Raw genomic sequence first — 15,415 nt, 5'->3', positions numbered from 1 at the left:
ATCAGGCGGCTGGTGTGTACGAGGACGCTGTGGTCGGCCGGGGAAGGCGGTTCCGGGTGAGGCGGCGGGTCATGAGGGTGATGGCGGCCCAGGTGATCAGGGTTTCGGAGTGCTGGACGAGCCGTGTCGGGTAGCGGGGACGCATTGCTGCGTCCCCGCCCCCTCAGAACCGTGCAAGCGTCTCTCGACGCTGTGCCGCTCGAAAAGTCATCGTCGCAGGTGGGAGTGGTATGGCCAGCCCGCTGGGATCATGTCCTCCGTGATCGTGTCCTTGCTGCACAACGTGACCCGGAAGCTGCTGACCGTTCCATCAGTTCTCCTCCGTCGCGGGACGGCGAAGGACGCGGAACTTCTGGTGCTGCGGCACGAGAACGCGGTCCTGCGTCGCCAGCGGCCGGACCAGTCCGCGACGAGCTCGCCGACCGGTTCTGGTTTGCCGCCCTGTCCGCGCTGATACCCCGACGCCACTGGCGCGAGGTGTTCCCTGTCGCCCCCGGCACTTTGCTGGCCTGGCACCGCAGGTTCATCGCCGCGAAGTGGGACTACACCGCGCGCCGACGCACCGGACGCCCACCCACCCGGACAGAGATCAAGAAGCTCGTCCTACGGCTGGCCAGGGAGAACCCGAGGTGGACACCGGCGGATCCATGGTGAGTTGACCCGACTCGGGCATCGGATCGCCGCCTCGACGGTCTGGGAGATCCTCCATGCCGCGGGCGTCGATCCGGCGCCACGTCGATCAGGTCCCACCTGGCGCGAGTTCCTGACCATGCGAGCCGAGGGCACCATCGCGGCAGACTTCTTTCACATCGACACCGCCCTCGGCAAGCGTTTGTACGCGCTGGTGTTCCTCGAGCACGGCACCCGGCGGCTGCACATCACTGGGAGCACCGCACGCCCGACATGGGACTGGGCGGCGCAGCAGGCGCGGAATCTCACCGCCGACCTGGGTATACGCATAGAGTCCCTGCGCTTCTTGCTGCGCGACCGCGATGGCAAGTACGGCCAGGCGTTCGACGCCGTCTTCCAGGCCGAGGGGATCGAGATCCTCAAAAGTGCGCCACAAGCTCCCCCATGAACGCACACTGCGAACGCATTATCGGCAGCATCCGACGCGAAGGCCTCGACCATATCCTGATCATGACCGAGGCCCATGCCCGCCACGTCCTTGCGGCCTACGAGCGGCACTACAACCAGCACCGACCTCACCAAGGCCGGAACCAGCTCCCACCCGACGCTCACGAACAACCCGGCGCAGCGCATGACCTCCACACACTCAAAATCGAGCGCACCCGGATCCTCGGCGGCCTCATCAACGAGTACAGATATGCGGCCTGACGTGCAGCGACGACTTTTCGAGCGGCACAGTCCGAGTACACGGAGTGGATGTGGCAGTCTCCGCGATACCAGCCGGCTCCTCGGCCACGCGCTTGCACAGGCGGGAATCCCGAGTCCGGCATCGCTCTCCTCGTCTACGACGGCCCAACCGCCAGACGAACGAGCCCAGTCGGCACAGTGTTCCCAGCGCCGACTTGGCGCGCATACGCATCGAGCACACCCGCTCGGCTACATTCTGACTCCGCCAAGGCCCGCCAGGACATGGCCGCCCGAGAGTCATTCATCAATTCCGACTGGGACAACCTGCCCGAGTGCCGGAAGCTGCACCGCCGTCGCCGTCATCATCCCCGGAGTCGTCGGCCAGGTTGCCCACCTCGCGCAGGAAGCCGATGAGCGGGATGGCGGCCGCCTCAGCTCGCCCGCAGACCGAGGGGAAGCAGGCTCCGCCGGTGCTCCGCCCAGGCTCACCTCCGCTTGCGCGGAGAGTCGATCACCCCGGGTTCCCGCTCGACGGCCCGCCGCCGTGCGAGCGCCGGGCCGTCACCACGCGTCGGGGCGGTGATCGCATGACCACCGAGCCGAGCGGCGTCGACCTCGCCCGCCAAGCCCTGGCCGCCGCCCGCGAGCAGGTGAAAGAGAACCGCGGCCACCGCAAGGAGAAGCCGAAGCGGCGCACCGGCGGCGGGGCGGCCGCGAGCCGCTCGGACTCAGCACCGCGATCACCTGGATGATGACCGAGCGCGGCATAGCCGCCCCGGCCGCCGGCGGCGGCGTCACGCGCAGTGGGACGACAACCTGGCCACGGCCGCCCCCGAACTCACCGGTCATGCCCGCGCGGTGCGGTTCGATACCGCATCGTCGAGGGCAGGATCGGCACGGAAGAGATAGACGCCTTCATGGTCAAAATCACCTGACCCGGTGACCCTGTGACCTCGTGGCGTAGGGGCTCGGGCACCCGGAAACCGGGCTCCTACGCTTCACGCCGGCGCGGGCCAGAACTGCGCGACATATCGCTCGATACCGTGGGGGACGCCCTCCTGGGAAAGCCGAGCCACCTCCTGGCGGCCGGTGCAGTACAGCCGCAGCTTCCACAACGTGCCAGGAGAACCCAGCTCGAGATCTTCCTCGGTTGCGCCACCCACCACCCACACAGCGAGGGCGCCCGACGTCGAACGGATCTCCGTCTCTCCCTGCGCTTCCCACGCCTCACGGTGGTCCGCCGGCGCGGCACCGTCCCACACCTCGCCGGTCAGCAGGGCGCGGTGCGTGTGGCCCGCGCTCCTGACATCCACCCGTCCTTCGAAGGCCGTGAGGAATTCGGCATCGTCATCCGGGCTGTCGTCCGGGTAGGGGATGGGTACCTGCGTGTCATCTCCGTCCTGCAACGAGAAGCCGAAGAAATCGACCGGAACCTCAATGGACTGTTGCCGGACCAGCACGGCCACCCTGTTTCTCCTTGGCTAGCTCCAGGCTCACACCCGGAGTGAACGGAGAGTGCCCTGCAACGCTACCGGTCCCGCAAAACGGCACCCCTGCGGCCTGAGCCCAGGACCGGGCCGACGATTGAGAGAGCAAAGCCACAGCCCGGCGGCGTCGGGAACAGGGCGCCGCGGTGGCCGTCGAGGTGCTCCGGCTGACGTGCGAGAAGTGCGGGGCGGGCGACGGCCGGCAGTGCAAGACGGTGAAGGGTTGGCCAGCCGACTCGGCTCACAGGGGAGGCCGCGAGAACGTGTGTGGCTGGGGGATAACCGGAGTCGCGTAAATGGCCCACTGGAAATGAATGCGAGTGGCCCATACCTTTGGGCCGTTTCCCTTCCAGGGTTCAGGGCGTGACCACCACGGCGCCTGTCAGCCGTCCTTCGTCCGCCGCTGTGTGCGGTGGCGGACAGGGGCGGACCGCGCTGGGATGGGTCATGGCGGCCGGGCGGCCTCCCGCGGGGCCGATGCCTGCGCCCACCAGACGTGATGCCCGCTCCCTGAGCCTCCCCCTACTCAGAGGAACCCCTCATGCAAGCCATCACCGTCCAGGACCGCGACGCCGGTGTCAGCGGCCTGACCCTCTCCGAGCTGCCCCACCCGCGCGCCGCCGAGAACGACGTGATCGTGGAGGTGCACGCCGCCGGATTCACCCCGGGCGAGCTGGACTGGCCCGGCACCTGGACTGACCGGGCCGGTCGTGACCGGACCCCGAGCGTGCCCGGCCACGAGCTGTCCGGCGTGGTCACCGAGCTCGGCTACGGCACCACCGGCCTGGCGGTCGGGCAGCGCGTGTTCGGTGTGACCGACTGGGCCCGCAACGGCTCGCTGGCCCAGTACACGGCGGTCGAGGCCCGCAATCTCGCCCCGCTCCCGGCCGATGTCGACCACCTCACGGCCGCCGCACTACCGATCTCCGGGCTCACCGCCTGGCAGGCCCTGTTCGACCACGCCCACCTGACCACCGGCCAGAGCGTGCTCATCCACGGCGCCGCGGGCGGCGTCGGCTCCATCGCCGTGCAGCTGGCCCGCGAGGTCGGCGCCCGGGTGATCGGCACCGGCCGGGCCGGCGACCGCGACACCGCCCTCGCCCTGGGCGCGGACGCCTTCGTCGACCTCCAGGCCGAGGGACTGGCGGACCTCGGCGAGGTCGACGTCGTGCTCGACGTGATCGGCGGCGAGATCCTCGAACGCTCCACCGCACTGGTCCGCCCCGGCGGCACCCTGGTTACCATCGCCGAGCCGGTCACCGTCCACCCCCGCGACGGGCGAGCCGTCTTCTTCGTCGTCGAACCCGACCGGGCCTGCCTGGCCGACCTCGCCCAGCGGCTGCGGGACGGCCGCCTCAAGCCGATCGTCGGCGCCGTCCGGCCGCTCGCCGAGGCAGCCTCCGCGTTCACGCCGGACAAGCGCACCCCCGGCAAGACGATCATCCGCGTCACCGAAGACTGAAACGCCTGTTTTCGAAGGTCGAGTGACCGACTGCTGCATTCCTGCCTCGGTCATGCTCCAACGCGCCGTCGCTGGTGCGTTGCGCACCCCCACTGCGGCGCTCACTGCAGCCGAACAGACCATAATCCGCCTTGCAGGTCGCCCAAGAGACCGTGTCACGACGACACCGCGCTCATACGATGCATTGCTTGGCGCACTATTTTTGACCGCAGAGTCCCCCGCGATTATCCCCCTACGGCGCTCCAGAGCCGGATACGGCGCTCACGCCCTGGGAGTGACCCGTCTACCGGCAGACGCCAAGGGGCTTTACCGCTTCTTGGCGCAGGCCGCCTAGGGCGACCAGGATGCCCGCGTGCCCACTGCCTGCGGAAACCGACCCGCAGAGATCACGAGCAGTCCCCCGTTCCCCTGTCGCATGGGGAGCGCGACTCCGTACTCCCACCCCAGAAAGGGGTCGAGAGCCGACAAGGGTCCTTATACCTCTTGATGCACAGAGCATCCGAATCGATGGGGTGACCGCGGGGGCCTACAGTTGATGGCGGCGCACAGGGGCGCGGTACGGCGCTGTAGGTGTACCGGATCAGGTGACGGACGAATCGGGCACCGTTGACACGTCTGCGAGTTGGGAGCACAAGGGCTCCCAGAGGGCTCCCCATTGCTCCCCGCCCGGAAAAGGTTAAGGCCGTCTCCGCTACCCGCGGAAACGGCCTCCGACCTGCGAAAACGCCGGTCGGTACGACAGGATTTGAACCTGCGACCTCTTGACCCCCAGCCGTACCGCACCGTAGCGCTCGGTTCAGAACCGTACCGAGCCCTCGCGCGCCTACGGAGAACGTTGCAATCAACCACTCCCCCATAGCAACAACCACGCCATTGGCCCGTATGGACCCCTGATCCCCATGCCCGTCCTCACCCCTGACGCACTGCGCACGGCTGTCGCCCGGATCGCTCCCAGCAGAATCCCTGCGCTCACTCAGCACCTGTTCGAGGCGACCACAAACGCACAGCAGACACAGAGCCTCGTGCCCCTGCGGGCTTTCGTCCACTCATGGGCCGTGTTCGTCGCCATCGAGCGGCACCCGGAACGCGCCGCCCGCCTCCGTGAACTCGAGCAGATCGTCGATACGGCCGAACAGGACCCGACGGCGGCCATCCACGAAATTCAGCAGATCCGTAAGGCCGCGGAGGCCGAGGCGGGGCTGTGACCGACTGGACCTGGGAGTACAACCCGAGTGAGGAGTACGTCGCCGACGGACTTGCGCCAGGTGTCGTAGCAGAGGTCGAGCGACTGGCGACCGAACTCGCCACGCTTTGAGTCGACGCGGCAAAGGTGGGTCGGCCCTTCGACCGAGAAGGCGGACTCCGAGAATTCGACATTCTCGGCGGACGCGGCTTCATCAACTTCCTCTCAGTACCACGCCATCACTGCATCTATATCTGCAACATCACCTGGTACGGATGACGTTGCTCTCGTTCCAGCGCCGTTGTTGAGGCCGCCGAGGATCCAGGTGGGCTCGATGCCTCGGGTGTGCAGTTCATGCGACTGTGTTTGACGAGAATGCCATCAGCCCGGATCGGAGCGGGTGCACCGAGTCCCGACGGTCGTCGGCCACAGTCGCTCGTGCAGACGCTCTCGCGTGGCCGGTGGTCCACGCGAGATGAAAATCGATCGTGCTGCTGCGACTGGCATTGTGCCATTCGAACCCTTCGGCAGCACTGGTGCCGTGACGGGCAGAACGCGAATCAGGCGACTGCCGAGGGGCGGCATGGAGAAGAACGTCCGAGTCAAGGTGTCGGTGAGCGGCGTACTCGGCCTCGACGTGGGAAACGAGAGCGCGAAAAGAGGGCCCTCACAGACGTTGACCTGCGAAGACCCTCGGCACCGTCGGGACCGCCGTCCGGGCCGACCACCGACGCCGGAAGCACTGCGGAAACTGGTCCTGCGCCTCGCGCGCGAGAACCCGGGGTGGGGATATCGACGGATCCACGGCGAACTACTCGGCCTGGGACGCAAACTCGGCGCCTCGACCGTCTGGGAGATCTCGCAGAAGGCCGGGATCGACCCCGCACCCCAGCGCACCAACCAGTCCTGGCCCGCCTTCCTCAAAGCCCAGGCCTCCGCCATCGTGGCCACCGACCTCTTCCACATCGACACGGTCTTCCTGCGGCGCTGGTTCGTGCTGTTCTTCATCGACCACGGCACCCGACACGTACACATCGCCGGCATCACCCCGGCACCCGACCGACCCCTGGATCACCCAGCAAGCACGGAACTACCTCGTGGACCTCGGTGACCGCGCGGAGTCGATCAGCTTCCTCACCCGGGACCGCGGCCCCTACTTCACCGACAGCTCCGACGCCGTCTTCCAGGCGATCGGCGTGCACGTCATTCCGACACTGCCCCAGGTGCCCCGGATGAACGCCATCGCGGAACACTGGACCGGATCATGCCGACGCGAGGCAACCGACCCCGCCCTGATCACCGGAGAGCGCCACCTGCGCCGTCTCGTCCGCGAGTACACGGAGCACTACAACAGACACCGGCCACATCGATTCCTCGCACAACGGGCACCAGACCGACTCACCGACCCCGAGCCGCCCATCGCCAGGGACCACACTCGCATCAGTCGACACGATCGACTCGGCGGCCTCATCCACGAATACTCGCAGGTCGCATAGGGTGACACAGATTCCGGCGCCCACAGGCGCATTGCGAACGCGCAATGGTCTGACGCGTCAAAGGCAACGCAACGCGTCAGGCCGGGGAGTCCTCCTCCATGGGCGGCATGAAGGCGCGCAGCCATCGCTCCGTCTGGGCGACATGGGCCTCGGCCGCTCCGGCGGCGGCGCGCGGATCGCGGTCGGCGATCGCGGTGGCCAGCACTCGGTGATCCTCGTCGCTCTTGCGCCGCATCTGCTCGCCCTCGGGGAGGTTGAAGATCTGGTACTTGCGGGAGCGGGCGCGGAAGACCGAGAGCAGGGAGCCGAGGGCGGGGTTTCCGGCCGCGGTGGCGATCTCGGCATGGAAGCGGTGGTCGAGGTCCGATGCCTCGGTGGGGTCGTCGGTGGCGTCCATGGCCTCGATGAGCGTGAAGAGTTCCCGCACCGTCTCCGGGGTGCTGCGGGCCGCAGCCTGCGCCGCGACGTGGGACTCCAGGACACGCCGGATCTCGTACACCTCCAGCAGGCCGGAGAGCGGCAGCAGTTCCAGGGTGAGCGACAGGCTACCTATGATGTCCTCCGGCCTGAGCTGGGAGACATAAGTACCGGAGCCGTGCCGCGGCTCGATCACCCCCAGGGCCGCGAGCATCCGTACGGCCTCGCGCAACGACCCCCGGGACACGCCGAGTTCCTCGCACAGCTCGCCCTCGGGCGGAATGCGCCCTCCGGCGCTGAGGCGCCCGGTGGCGATCATGTGGCGTAGGCCGTGGAACGCCTTGTCGACTGCGGACATCCGATTCCTCCCGAACGGGCGGGGCGCGGTCCCGCGCCCTTCGCCGCACTGTACCGATTCATCAGATATGTCAGAGGTATCGATCGGAAGTCATCTGATGATCCACGCTGCTACACCCCTTGATTGCCTGGGATCCGTCATGCAGGATGCCGAGTCATCATACGTGTTCTGGTTGCGATCAGATCTCTCTCGTTTCTGACGCCCCTCGGAACACCCGGACCCCGGAAGATCGGGACTCATGTGAGCGAGACCGATGTCATCGCGGCACCACGCCCCCTGTTGCTGGCCGACGGCCGTCCCGCCGACCGGGCGTGGACGCTGGACCCCGCCATGAGACACCTGAACCACGGTTCCTTCGGCGCGGTTCCCCTGGTGGCACAGGAGCGGCAGAAGCAGCTACGGATGGAGATGGAGTGCTCCCCGGTGGTGTGGTTCCCGGCGCTGCCTCAGCGGATCGCCGACACCAGGGTCGAGATCGCCGACTTCTTGGCGGTGGCCGCCGACGACCTGGCCCTGGTGCCGAACGCGAGCGCGGGCATCAGCACCGTGTACGCCGCCCTCGACCGCCGCCGCGGCGGGGAGATCGTCGTCACCGACCACGGTTACGGCGCCGTGACCATGGGCGCCGAGCGGCTGGCGCGCGACCGCTGGGATGGCGGGGTCCGCACCGCGCGGGTACCCCTCGACGCAGATGAGGAGCAAGCGTGCGAGGCCGTGTTCGCCGAACTGTCCGAGGCGACGGACCTCATCGTGGTGGACCAGATCACCTCGGCGACCGCCCGCCGGCTGCCGGTGGAGCGGATCGGCGCGGAGGCTCGGCGGCGCGGGATCCCGCTGCTCGTGGACGGTGCGCACGCACCTGGTCTGCTCCCCGCCCCGCTCTCGGGGCTGACCTGTGATTTCTGGGTCGGAAACCTGCACAAGTGGGGATGCGCGCCCCGGGGCACCGCAGCGCTCGTCGCCCGTGGTCCGCTGCGTGAGCGGCTCTACCCACCGATCGACTCATGGGGTGCAGAGGACCCGTACCCCGACCGCTTCGACCAGCAGGGCACGGTGGATGCCACCTGCTATCTGGCGGCACCGACGGCGCTCGGCTTCATCGAGCACACCTGGGGCTGGAGGCGCGCCCGCCGCTATATGGACCACCTGGCCGGTTACGCCGCGCAGGTCATCGGTGCCGCGTTCACCGCGCTGACCGGCGCCGACAGCAGCGTCGACGTCGGCATGCCGGTCCCCGGGATGCGTCTGGTGCGGCTGCCCGAGGGGCTCGGCGCCACCCGCGTCGAGGCCGACGCGCTGCGCGACCGGGTCGCCGGGGAGCTGGGTGTCGAGGCGGCCTTCACCAGCTTCGGCGGCATCGGCTATCTGCGAGTGTCCGCCCACGTCTACAACACCGCCGCCGACTACGAGTACTTCGCCGAGACCTGCGTCCCCGTCCTGGCCGAGTGGGCCCGCGCGGCTCGCGGGCGGCACGGCGCGCCATAGCGGCGCGACACCGTACTCCCCTCCCCACCCCCGACTCCCCAAGCCGCTTCGAGCGCGGCCCGCACCCAAGAAAGAGGTCAGCACGATGAGGAGAAGGACGGCAGCCCTCGCCCTCGGCACCGCCGCAGCGATGGTCCTGACCGGCTGTTCCGCCATGAGTTCGAACGCGAACGGCACGGTCACGCTCAACATGGTCGAGAGCCTGACCAACCCCGCCCGCACCGATCTACTCAAGGGGCTCATAGCCGACTTCGAGAAGCAGAACCCCAAGATCAAGGTCAACCTGATCTCGCCGCCCACCGAACAGGCCGATCAGAAGATCCAGCAGATGCTCCAGTCCGGCAGCGGCGTGGACGCGCTCGAGGTACGGGACATCACGGTCGGCCCGTGGTCGAACAACGGCTGGCTGTACGACATGGAGAAGGACCTCAAGGGCTGGCAGGGCTGGAACGCCATGACGGAGAACGCCGTCAAGGCGTCCGAGGACGCCAAGGGCCGTACCTTCTTCGTCCCCTACGGCTTCTACGGGCTGAGCCTCTTCTACCGCAAGGACCTGATCAAGGACGCCGGGTTCAGCAAGCCCCCGGCCTCCTGGGACCAGTTGCTGAAGCAGGCGTCCGCCATCAACGACCCGGCGAAGCGCCGCTACGGCTACGCGTTCCGCGGCGGGGCCAACGCCAGCAGCAACGCCACCGCCATCATCGAGGCGTACGTGGCCGACAAGATCGACCCCGCCAACGGCTACAAGCTGAAGAACGGGCGCACGATCTTCTCCGCGCCCGAGGCCCTGGACGCCCTCAAGACCTACCTCACACTCTTCAAGAAGGCATCGCCCAAGTCGTCCGTGTCCTGGGGCTATCCGGAGATGGTCGAGGCGTTCTCCAACGGCTCCACGGCCTTCCTGCTCCAGGATCCGGAAGTCATCGCCACGGTCTCCGAGTCCAAGTCGATCTCGAAGGAGCAGTGGGACACCGCTCCGCTGGTGGCCGGACCCAGCGGGAAGACCGTCCAGCCGCTGGCCACCGCCGGGTGGGGCATCGCGAAGGGCAGCAAGCACAAGGCCGAGACCGTCAAGCTGATCAAGTTCCTGTCCCAGGGCAAGGCGTCGACGGACTTCACCAAGAAGAACAGCCTGGTGCCCATCCTCAAGTCGGCGACCGAGGACCCGTTCTACAAGACCGGCCCGTGGTCGTCCTACGTCACCATGACCAAGCACCCCGACACCTATCTCAACGTCAGCCAGCCGCGCGGCGTGACCTGGTGGAGCGAGTGGGAGCAGAAGTCCGACGCCGACGTGCAGAAGATGGCGATCGGCAAGATCTCGCCCAAGGAGCTGCTGACGGGCTGGGACGCGTACTGGAGCAAGAAGTGGGAGCAGGAGAAGTAGGGATGCCCGCCACGTCCGCAACGACGACCGGGCCGAAGACTTCGCGCCCCGTCCGGAAGCAAGCCGCCCCGCGGGCCCGGAACGGGCCGCGGAGCGGCCGGAAGCGGGAGTTCACGACCCGCCGGGGCCTGCTCATCGCCGCCTTCATGGCGCCTGCCGCGATCTTCGTGGCGGTGTTCACGTACTACCCCATGATCGCGGGCAGCCAGATGGCCTTCCGCCACTGGGATCTGAACGATCTCACCGACACCTCCTGGGTGGGCCTGGACAACTTCCACCGTGTCTTCTCCGACCCCAACTGGGGCACCGTGCTGGGCAATACGGGCGCCTGGGTCATCGGATCGATCGTGCCCCAGCTCGTGATCGGTTTCGCGCTCGCCCTGTGGCTGCGCCGCCGGTTCCGCTTCCGCGGCGTCTACCAGGCGCTGATCTTCTTCCCCTGGGCGATCTCCGGGTTCCTCATCGGCATCCTGTTCCGCTGGATGTTCAACAGCGAGTTCGGCGTCGTGAACGACCTGCTCCAGAAGGCGGGGCTGATCGACGAGCCGGTGGCGTGGCTGGCCGATCCGCACAAGGCGATGATCGCCGTGCTGATCGCCAACACCTGGTACGGCGTCACCTTCTTCGCCATCATGATCCTGGCCGCGCTCCAGTCGGTCCCCGACGAACTGTACGAGGCCGCGGCGCTGGACGGGGCCGGGAAGGCGCGCACGCTCTTCCAGATCACCATCCCCTATATCCGGGTCACGCTGGTGCTCACGGTGCTGCTGCGGGTCATCTGGATCTTCAACTTCCCCGATCTGATCTTCGGGATGACCGGTGGCGGGCCGAACAACGAAACGCACATCGTGACCACCTGGATGATCAAGATCACTCAGCAGGGCGACTACGGCAAGGCGTCGGCGCTCGGTCTCCTCGTGATCGCGGGGCTGCTGCTGTTCACGGTGTTCTTCCTGCTGGCCACGCGCGAGAAGCGAGAGGTGAGGTCGTGATCGGCAAAGAGACCGCGGCCGGCCGGGCCGTCCGGATCGTCTTCCTGGTGCTGTGGCTGGCCTTCACCGTCTTCCCGCTGTACTGGATCCTCATCACCTCGCTGAAGGCGCCGGGCGACATCTTCTCCTTCCCCCTCGCCTACTGGCCCGAGCACTTCTCGCTGGAGAACTACCGCGAGCTGTTCAACAAGGCGGACTTCGGGACCTATCTCACCAACAGCCTCATCGTCGCGACCGTCGCGGGCGCGGTCGCCACCGCTATCTCGATGCTGTCGGCGTATGTGCTGGCGCGCTTCGAGTTCCGCACCAAGTCCGCGCTGCTGACGGCCGCCCTGGTCACCCAGATGATCCCGGCCTTCATCGCGCTGGGCCCGCTGTATCTGCTGATGACCGACCTGAAGCTGGTCGACAACCGGCTCGGGCTCATCCTCGTCTACATCGCCGTGTGCATCCCCTTCTGCACGGTGATGCTCCGCGGCTTCTTCGAGAACATCCCCGACGCGCTGGAGGAGGCAGCGATGATCGACGGCCTCTCCCGGTTCTCGGCGCTGTTCCGGGTACTGCTCCCGGTGATGCGTCCGGGGATCGTGGCGGCGTTCATCTTCAACTTCGTCAACTGCTGGAACGAGCTGTTCCTGTCGGTGACCCTGATGAACAGCGACGCCAACAAGACCGTCCCCACGGCCCTCAACGGATTCATCTCCAGCTTCAACATCGACTGGGGCTCGATGTCGGCTGCGGCCGTGTTCACGATCCTGCCGACCATGGTGCTCTTCGCCTTCGCGAGCCGCCACATCGTGCAGGGGCTCACCTCCGGCGCCGTGAAGGGGTGAGGGTGGCCACGATCGACGTTCCGCTGCCCGACTCCGTCCATGTGCTCACCGGTCCGTCCGGTGACCCGCGCACCGCCGCACCGGCGGGGACGGGCCGCTGGACCGTGCCCGGCGCCGAGGCGACGGCGCGACACGATCCGTACGGAGCCCTGCGGCTGACGCTCGCCGCGCCGGGTCCGGAGGGCCTGTCGACCGTGGCGCTGCGCTGGCGCCACCACCCCGGCCGCCACCGCCCCGCCCTGGTGCTCGGCGATGCGTGGGAGCGCTCGTACGGCGAGTTGCAGTGGCGGGGCATCCAGCCGGAACGCCCGCTGCCCTGGTACTGGCTGGGCACCGACCCGGCCACCGGCACCAGTGCCGGGCTGGGCGTGCGGACCCGCGCCGGGGCGCTGTGCTGCTGGACGGTGGACGAGGACGGCACCACGCTGTGGCTGGACGTACGCTCCGGCGGTCTGCCTGCGCTGCCGGGCGACCGGGAGATCGCCGCCGCCACGGTGGTCGGGGTGGCGACGGGTGCGGACACCACCCCGTACGCGGCGCTCCAGGAGCTGTGCGCCGCCATGTCCCCCGATCCGCTGCTGCCCGCGCAGCCGGTGGTCGGCTGCAACAACTGGTACTACGCCTACGGCCAGGACTTCGGCCCGGACGCCGTACTGCGCGACGCGGCCACCATCGCCGAGTTCGCCGGGGACCATCCAGTGCGGCCGTTCTGTGTCGTCGACGACGGCTGGACGGAGGGCGGGGGAAGCGCCCCGGGAGGGCCGTGGGACACCGGCCTGCCCGGGCTGTTCGACGACATGGCGGGCCTGGCCGCGGGCATCGCCGACCGTGGCGCCCGGCCGGGCCTGTGGTTCCGGCCGCTGCTGTCCCGGGTGCCGACGGAGGGGATGCGCACGGACTCCGGCGCTCCCGGCCGGATCCCCCTGGACCCGTCGCTGGACGCGACGCTGGCGACCGTCGCCGCCGATGTCGCCCGCTTCCGCTCCTGGGGTTTCGAGCTGATCAAGCACGACTTCAGCACGTACGACGTCTTCGGCCGCTTCCACCCGGACACACCGCATGAAATGGCCGGTGCCGGATGGCGGCTCGCCGACCGCACCCGCACCACCGCCGAAGTGCTGATGGGCCTCTACCGGACCATCGCCAAGGCGGCCGGGGACGCCGTGGTGCTTGGCTGCAACACCGTCGGACATCTGGCGGCGGGTCTGGTGCAGGTGCAGCGAACCGGTGACGACACCTCGGGCCGTCACTGGGAGCGCACCCGGCGGATGGGCATCAACACCCTCGCCTTCCGGCTGGCCCAGCACAGCCGCTTCTACGCAGTGGATGCCGACTGCGTGCCCTGTACCCCGGCCACCGAGTGGCGGCTGAACCGTCAGTTCCTGGACCTGGTGGCCCGTTCCGGCACCGCGCTGTTCGTCTCCGTCGCCCCGGCCGCCCGTACCCCGCAGACCGATGCCGACCTCGGCGCGGCCGTCCGGCTCGCGCTGGACGGCGGATCGCCCGGCGGCGTCGAACCGCTGGACTGGCTCGGGACCACGGCCCCGCGCCGCTGGCGGACGGACAACGCGGAACGCACGTACACGTGGTCCCAGCCCTGGGGTGCGTGGCCGCCGCTTCCGCTCTAGACAGCCGTAGACGGCCCTGGCCATTGGTCAGGCGCGGGTGGATTCGCGACACGGCCGGACGGGTGGACGACCTGATGAACTGTCTCACCGCGAACTCGATATCGACCTCTCGTGGCAACCCGATCGCGATGGCCACAGGCAACGCCGTACTTGACTTCATCGATTCGCACGAGTTGCAAGCCAACGCCGTCGAGGTCGGCCGCTTTCTATTTGACGGACTGCGAGAACTCGCTACCCGCTACTCGCTGATTGGAGAGGTCCGAGGCACCGGGCTCATGCTCGGGTTCGAACTCATCGAACCGAAGACCAAGGTCCCGGCGGTCGCGGCGACGAACGCCGTTCTCGCGCAGTGCCGTAAGCGCGGGTTACTCATCGGGAAGGGCGGGTTGTTGGGCAACGTCCTTCGCGTGACACCGCCGATGACAGTCACACTCTTCCTGCGGCGCTGGTTCGTGCTGTTCTTCATCGACCACGGCACCCGACACGTACACATCGCCGGCATCACCCCGGCACCCGACCGACCCCTGGATCACCCAGCAAGCACGGAACTACCTCGTGGACCTCGGTGACCACGCAGAGTCGATCAGCTTCCTCACCCGGGACCGCGGCCCCTACTTCACCGACAGCTCCGACGCCGTCTTCCAGGCGATCGGCGTGCACGTCATTCCGACACTGCCCCAGGTGCCCCGGATGAACGCCATCGCGGAACACTGGACCGGATCATGCCGACGCGAGGCAACCGACCCCGCCCTGATCACCGGAGAGCGCCACCTGCGCCGTCTCGTCCGCGAGTACACGGAGCACTACAACAGACACCGGCCACATCGATCCCTCGGACAACGGGCACCAGACCGACTTAACCAGGATGCGGAAGCCAACAACGTCCTGCTCCATGCTTCCGGACCCGCCGACGCCCGCCTCATCGATTTCGAATTCGCCAGCTTCACCCACGCGTTGACGGACGCCGTGTGCCTGTATGTACCAGGCCCAGCCTTGCTGACGGTAGGCGATTCCACCACTACGGGACTTGCCGACCACTACCGTCACGCCCTGTCCCACGGCATCCCAGAGGCCGAGGATGACCAGCGGTACGGAGACGGCCTCGCCGCTGCCTGCGTGTCCTGGGCGCTGGTCCGTCTGCAACGGCTCCCTCTACTTGACACCCGCTCACCAGGTGATCACAGCCGACTCCAGCTCATCGCAACACTCGAAGCCGCTGCTCACACTGCCCAGAGCCATCGGGCCCTGCCCCATCTCACTGCCTGGATCCGCCGCATCGCCGCCGTACTACGCCGCCGCTGGCCCGACGCGGACCAAGACTTCACCGACCCGGCAGGATTCCCGCCCTACCGGGCCCGGCTCTGACTCCG

Annotated in this window: 14 protein-coding genes and 2 pseudogenes; 13 read left to right on the top strand and 3 right to left on the bottom strand. The window is 68.0% G+C overall.

Annotation, left to right across the window (positions count from 1 at the left end):
• Nucleotides 1–19 precede the first annotated feature (19 nt).
• Nucleotides 20–124 (bottom strand): annotated as a pseudogene (locus ACK1X7_RS48020) (IS5/IS1182 family transposase); the annotation flags it as partial.
• Nucleotides 125–259: 135 nt separating this feature from the next.
• Here ACK1X7_RS48020 and ACK1X7_RS48015 point away from each other — a divergent pair.
• Nucleotides 260–1,338: pseudogene (locus ACK1X7_RS48015) on the top strand (integrase core domain-containing protein).
• A gap of 566 nt (nucleotides 1,339–1,904) precedes the next feature.
• A complete protein-coding gene (locus tag ACK1X7_RS48010) occupies nucleotides 1,905–2,069 on the top strand; it encodes a hypothetical protein (RefSeq protein ID WP_382958485.1) in 165 nt (54 codons plus the stop codon).
• Between the two features lie 246 nt (nucleotides 2,070–2,315).
• Here the strand turns inward: ACK1X7_RS48010 and ACK1X7_RS48005 are convergent, their stop codons facing one another.
• On the bottom strand, nucleotides 2,316–2,783 hold the full coding sequence (locus ACK1X7_RS48005) for a hypothetical protein (RefSeq protein WP_385158285.1): 468 nt from the start codon (nucleotides 2,781–2,783) through the stop codon (nucleotides 2,316–2,318).
• Nucleotides 2,784–3,345: 562 nt separating this feature from the next.
• On the opposite strand from ACK1X7_RS48005, the gene ACK1X7_RS48000 reads away from it, so the two are divergent.
• The 4 genes from ACK1X7_RS48000 (at nucleotide 3,346) to ACK1X7_RS47985 (ending at nucleotide 6,945) form a co-directional block, all read left to right on the top strand.
• The gene (locus ACK1X7_RS48000; RefSeq protein ID WP_390795870.1) at nucleotides 3,346–4,266 is read left to right on the top strand and encodes an NADP-dependent oxidoreductase; all 921 of its coding nucleotides are present in this window, start codon (nucleotides 3,346–3,348) and stop codon (nucleotides 4,264–4,266) included.
• An 899-nt stretch (nucleotides 4,267–5,165) separates the two neighbouring features.
• A complete protein-coding gene (locus tag ACK1X7_RS47995; RefSeq protein WP_413116808.1) occupies nucleotides 5,166–5,471 on the top strand; it encodes a hypothetical protein in 306 nt (101 codons plus the stop codon).
• A 561-nt stretch (nucleotides 5,472–6,032) separates the two neighbouring features.
• Nucleotides 6,033–6,560: a hypothetical protein gene (locus ACK1X7_RS47990; RefSeq protein ID WP_413116807.1), complete on the top strand. Its 528-nt coding sequence runs from the start codon at nucleotides 6,033–6,035 to the stop codon at nucleotides 6,558–6,560.
• On the top strand, nucleotides 6,547–6,945 hold the full coding sequence (locus ACK1X7_RS47985) for an integrase core domain-containing protein (protein ID WP_413116806.1): 399 nt from the start codon (nucleotides 6,547–6,549) through the stop codon (nucleotides 6,943–6,945). The genes ACK1X7_RS47990 and ACK1X7_RS47985 overlap by 14 nt, the downstream gene beginning before the upstream one ends.
• A 76-nt stretch (nucleotides 6,946–7,021) precedes the next feature.
• Here ACK1X7_RS47985 and ACK1X7_RS47980 read toward each other — a convergent pair whose 3' ends face one another.
• Nucleotides 7,022–7,720 carry a FadR/GntR family transcriptional regulator gene (locus ACK1X7_RS47980; protein ID WP_382958491.1) on the bottom strand — a complete coding sequence of 233 codons (699 nt, stop codon included), beginning with the start codon at nucleotides 7,718–7,720 and terminating at the stop codon, nucleotides 7,022–7,024.
• A gap of 240 nt (nucleotides 7,721–7,960) precedes the next feature.
• On the opposite strand from ACK1X7_RS47980, the gene ACK1X7_RS47975 reads away from it, so the two are divergent.
• The 7 genes from ACK1X7_RS47975 (at nucleotide 7,961) to ACK1X7_RS47945 (ending at nucleotide 15,410) form a co-directional block, all read left to right on the top strand.
• Nucleotides 7,961–9,205, top strand: coding sequence for an aminotransferase class V-fold PLP-dependent enzyme (locus ACK1X7_RS47975; protein WP_385156494.1), 1,245 nt, complete (start codon nucleotides 7,961–7,963; stop codon nucleotides 9,203–9,205).
• An 85-nt stretch (nucleotides 9,206–9,290) separates the two neighbouring features.
• Nucleotides 9,291–10,592, top strand: a complete 1,302-nt coding sequence (locus ACK1X7_RS47970; protein WP_383142660.1) for an ABC transporter substrate-binding protein — start codon at nucleotides 9,291–9,293, stop codon at nucleotides 10,590–10,592.
• A gap of 2 nt (nucleotides 10,593–10,594) precedes the next feature.
• Nucleotides 10,595–11,584, top strand: a complete 990-nt coding sequence (locus ACK1X7_RS47965) for a carbohydrate ABC transporter permease (RefSeq protein WP_382958497.1) — start codon at nucleotides 10,595–10,597, stop codon at nucleotides 11,582–11,584.
• Nucleotides 11,581–12,417, top strand: a complete 837-nt coding sequence (locus ACK1X7_RS47960) for a carbohydrate ABC transporter permease (protein ID WP_216339284.1) — start codon at nucleotides 11,581–11,583, stop codon at nucleotides 12,415–12,417. The genes ACK1X7_RS47965 and ACK1X7_RS47960 overlap by 4 nt, the downstream gene beginning before the upstream one ends.
• Nucleotides 12,418–12,419: 2 nt before the next feature.
• The gene (locus ACK1X7_RS47955) at nucleotides 12,420–14,045 is read left to right on the top strand and encodes a hypothetical protein (RefSeq protein WP_385156489.1); all 1,626 of its coding nucleotides are present in this window, start codon (nucleotides 12,420–12,422) and stop codon (nucleotides 14,043–14,045) included.
• A gap of 62 nt (nucleotides 14,046–14,107) precedes the next feature.
• Nucleotides 14,108–14,614 carry an aminotransferase class III-fold pyridoxal phosphate-dependent enzyme gene (locus tag ACK1X7_RS47950; protein ID WP_398158719.1) on the top strand — a complete coding sequence of 169 codons (507 nt, stop codon included), beginning with the start codon at nucleotides 14,108–14,110 and terminating at the stop codon, nucleotides 14,612–14,614.
• Entirely contained in the window at nucleotides 14,601–15,410 is an 810-nt protein-coding gene (locus tag ACK1X7_RS47945; RefSeq protein ID WP_413116805.1) for an integrase core domain-containing protein, read from the top strand. Before ACK1X7_RS47950 ends, ACK1X7_RS47945 begins: the two co-directional genes overlap by 14 nt.
• The last annotated feature ends 5 nt before the right edge of the window (nucleotides 15,411–15,415 follow it).

This window comes from Streptomyces sp. CY-1 (assembly GCF_047218265.1).
In the GTDB taxonomy this organism is placed as follows: domain Bacteria; phylum Actinomycetota; class Actinomycetes; order Streptomycetales; family Streptomycetaceae; genus Streptomyces; species Streptomyces niphimycinicus.
The sequence above is the reverse complement of the archived record's forward strand: the minus strand, read 5'-3'. Positions and strand labels throughout refer to the sequence as shown.

What these genes read in the sequence shown, in the direction of transcription:
- ACK1X7_RS48010 (WP_382958485.1), top strand. Translation starts at nt 1,905, where the DNA reads ATGACCACCGAGCCGAGCGGCGTCGACCTCGCCCGCCAAGCCCTGGCC.
- ACK1X7_RS48000 (WP_390795870.1), top strand. Translation starts at nt 3,346, where the DNA reads ATGCAAGCCATCACCGTCCAGGACCGCGACGCCGGTGTCAGCGGCCTG.
- ACK1X7_RS47995 (WP_413116808.1), top strand. Translation starts at nt 5,166, where the DNA reads ATGCCCGTCCTCACCCCTGACGCACTGCGCACGGCTGTCGCCCGGATC.
- ACK1X7_RS47990 (WP_413116807.1), top strand. Translation starts at nt 6,033, where the DNA reads ATGGAGAAGAACGTCCGAGTCAAGGTGTCGGTGAGCGGCGTACTCGGC.
- ACK1X7_RS47980 (WP_382958491.1), bottom strand. Translation starts at nt 7,720, where the DNA reads ATGTCCGCAGTCGACAAGGCGTTCCACGGCCTACGCCACATGATCGCC.
- ACK1X7_RS47970 (WP_383142660.1), top strand. Translation starts at nt 9,291, where the DNA reads ATGAGGAGAAGGACGGCAGCCCTCGCCCTCGGCACCGCCGCAGCGATG.
- ACK1X7_RS47965 (WP_382958497.1), top strand. Translation starts at nt 10,595, where the DNA reads ATGCCCGCCACGTCCGCAACGACGACCGGGCCGAAGACTTCGCGCCCC.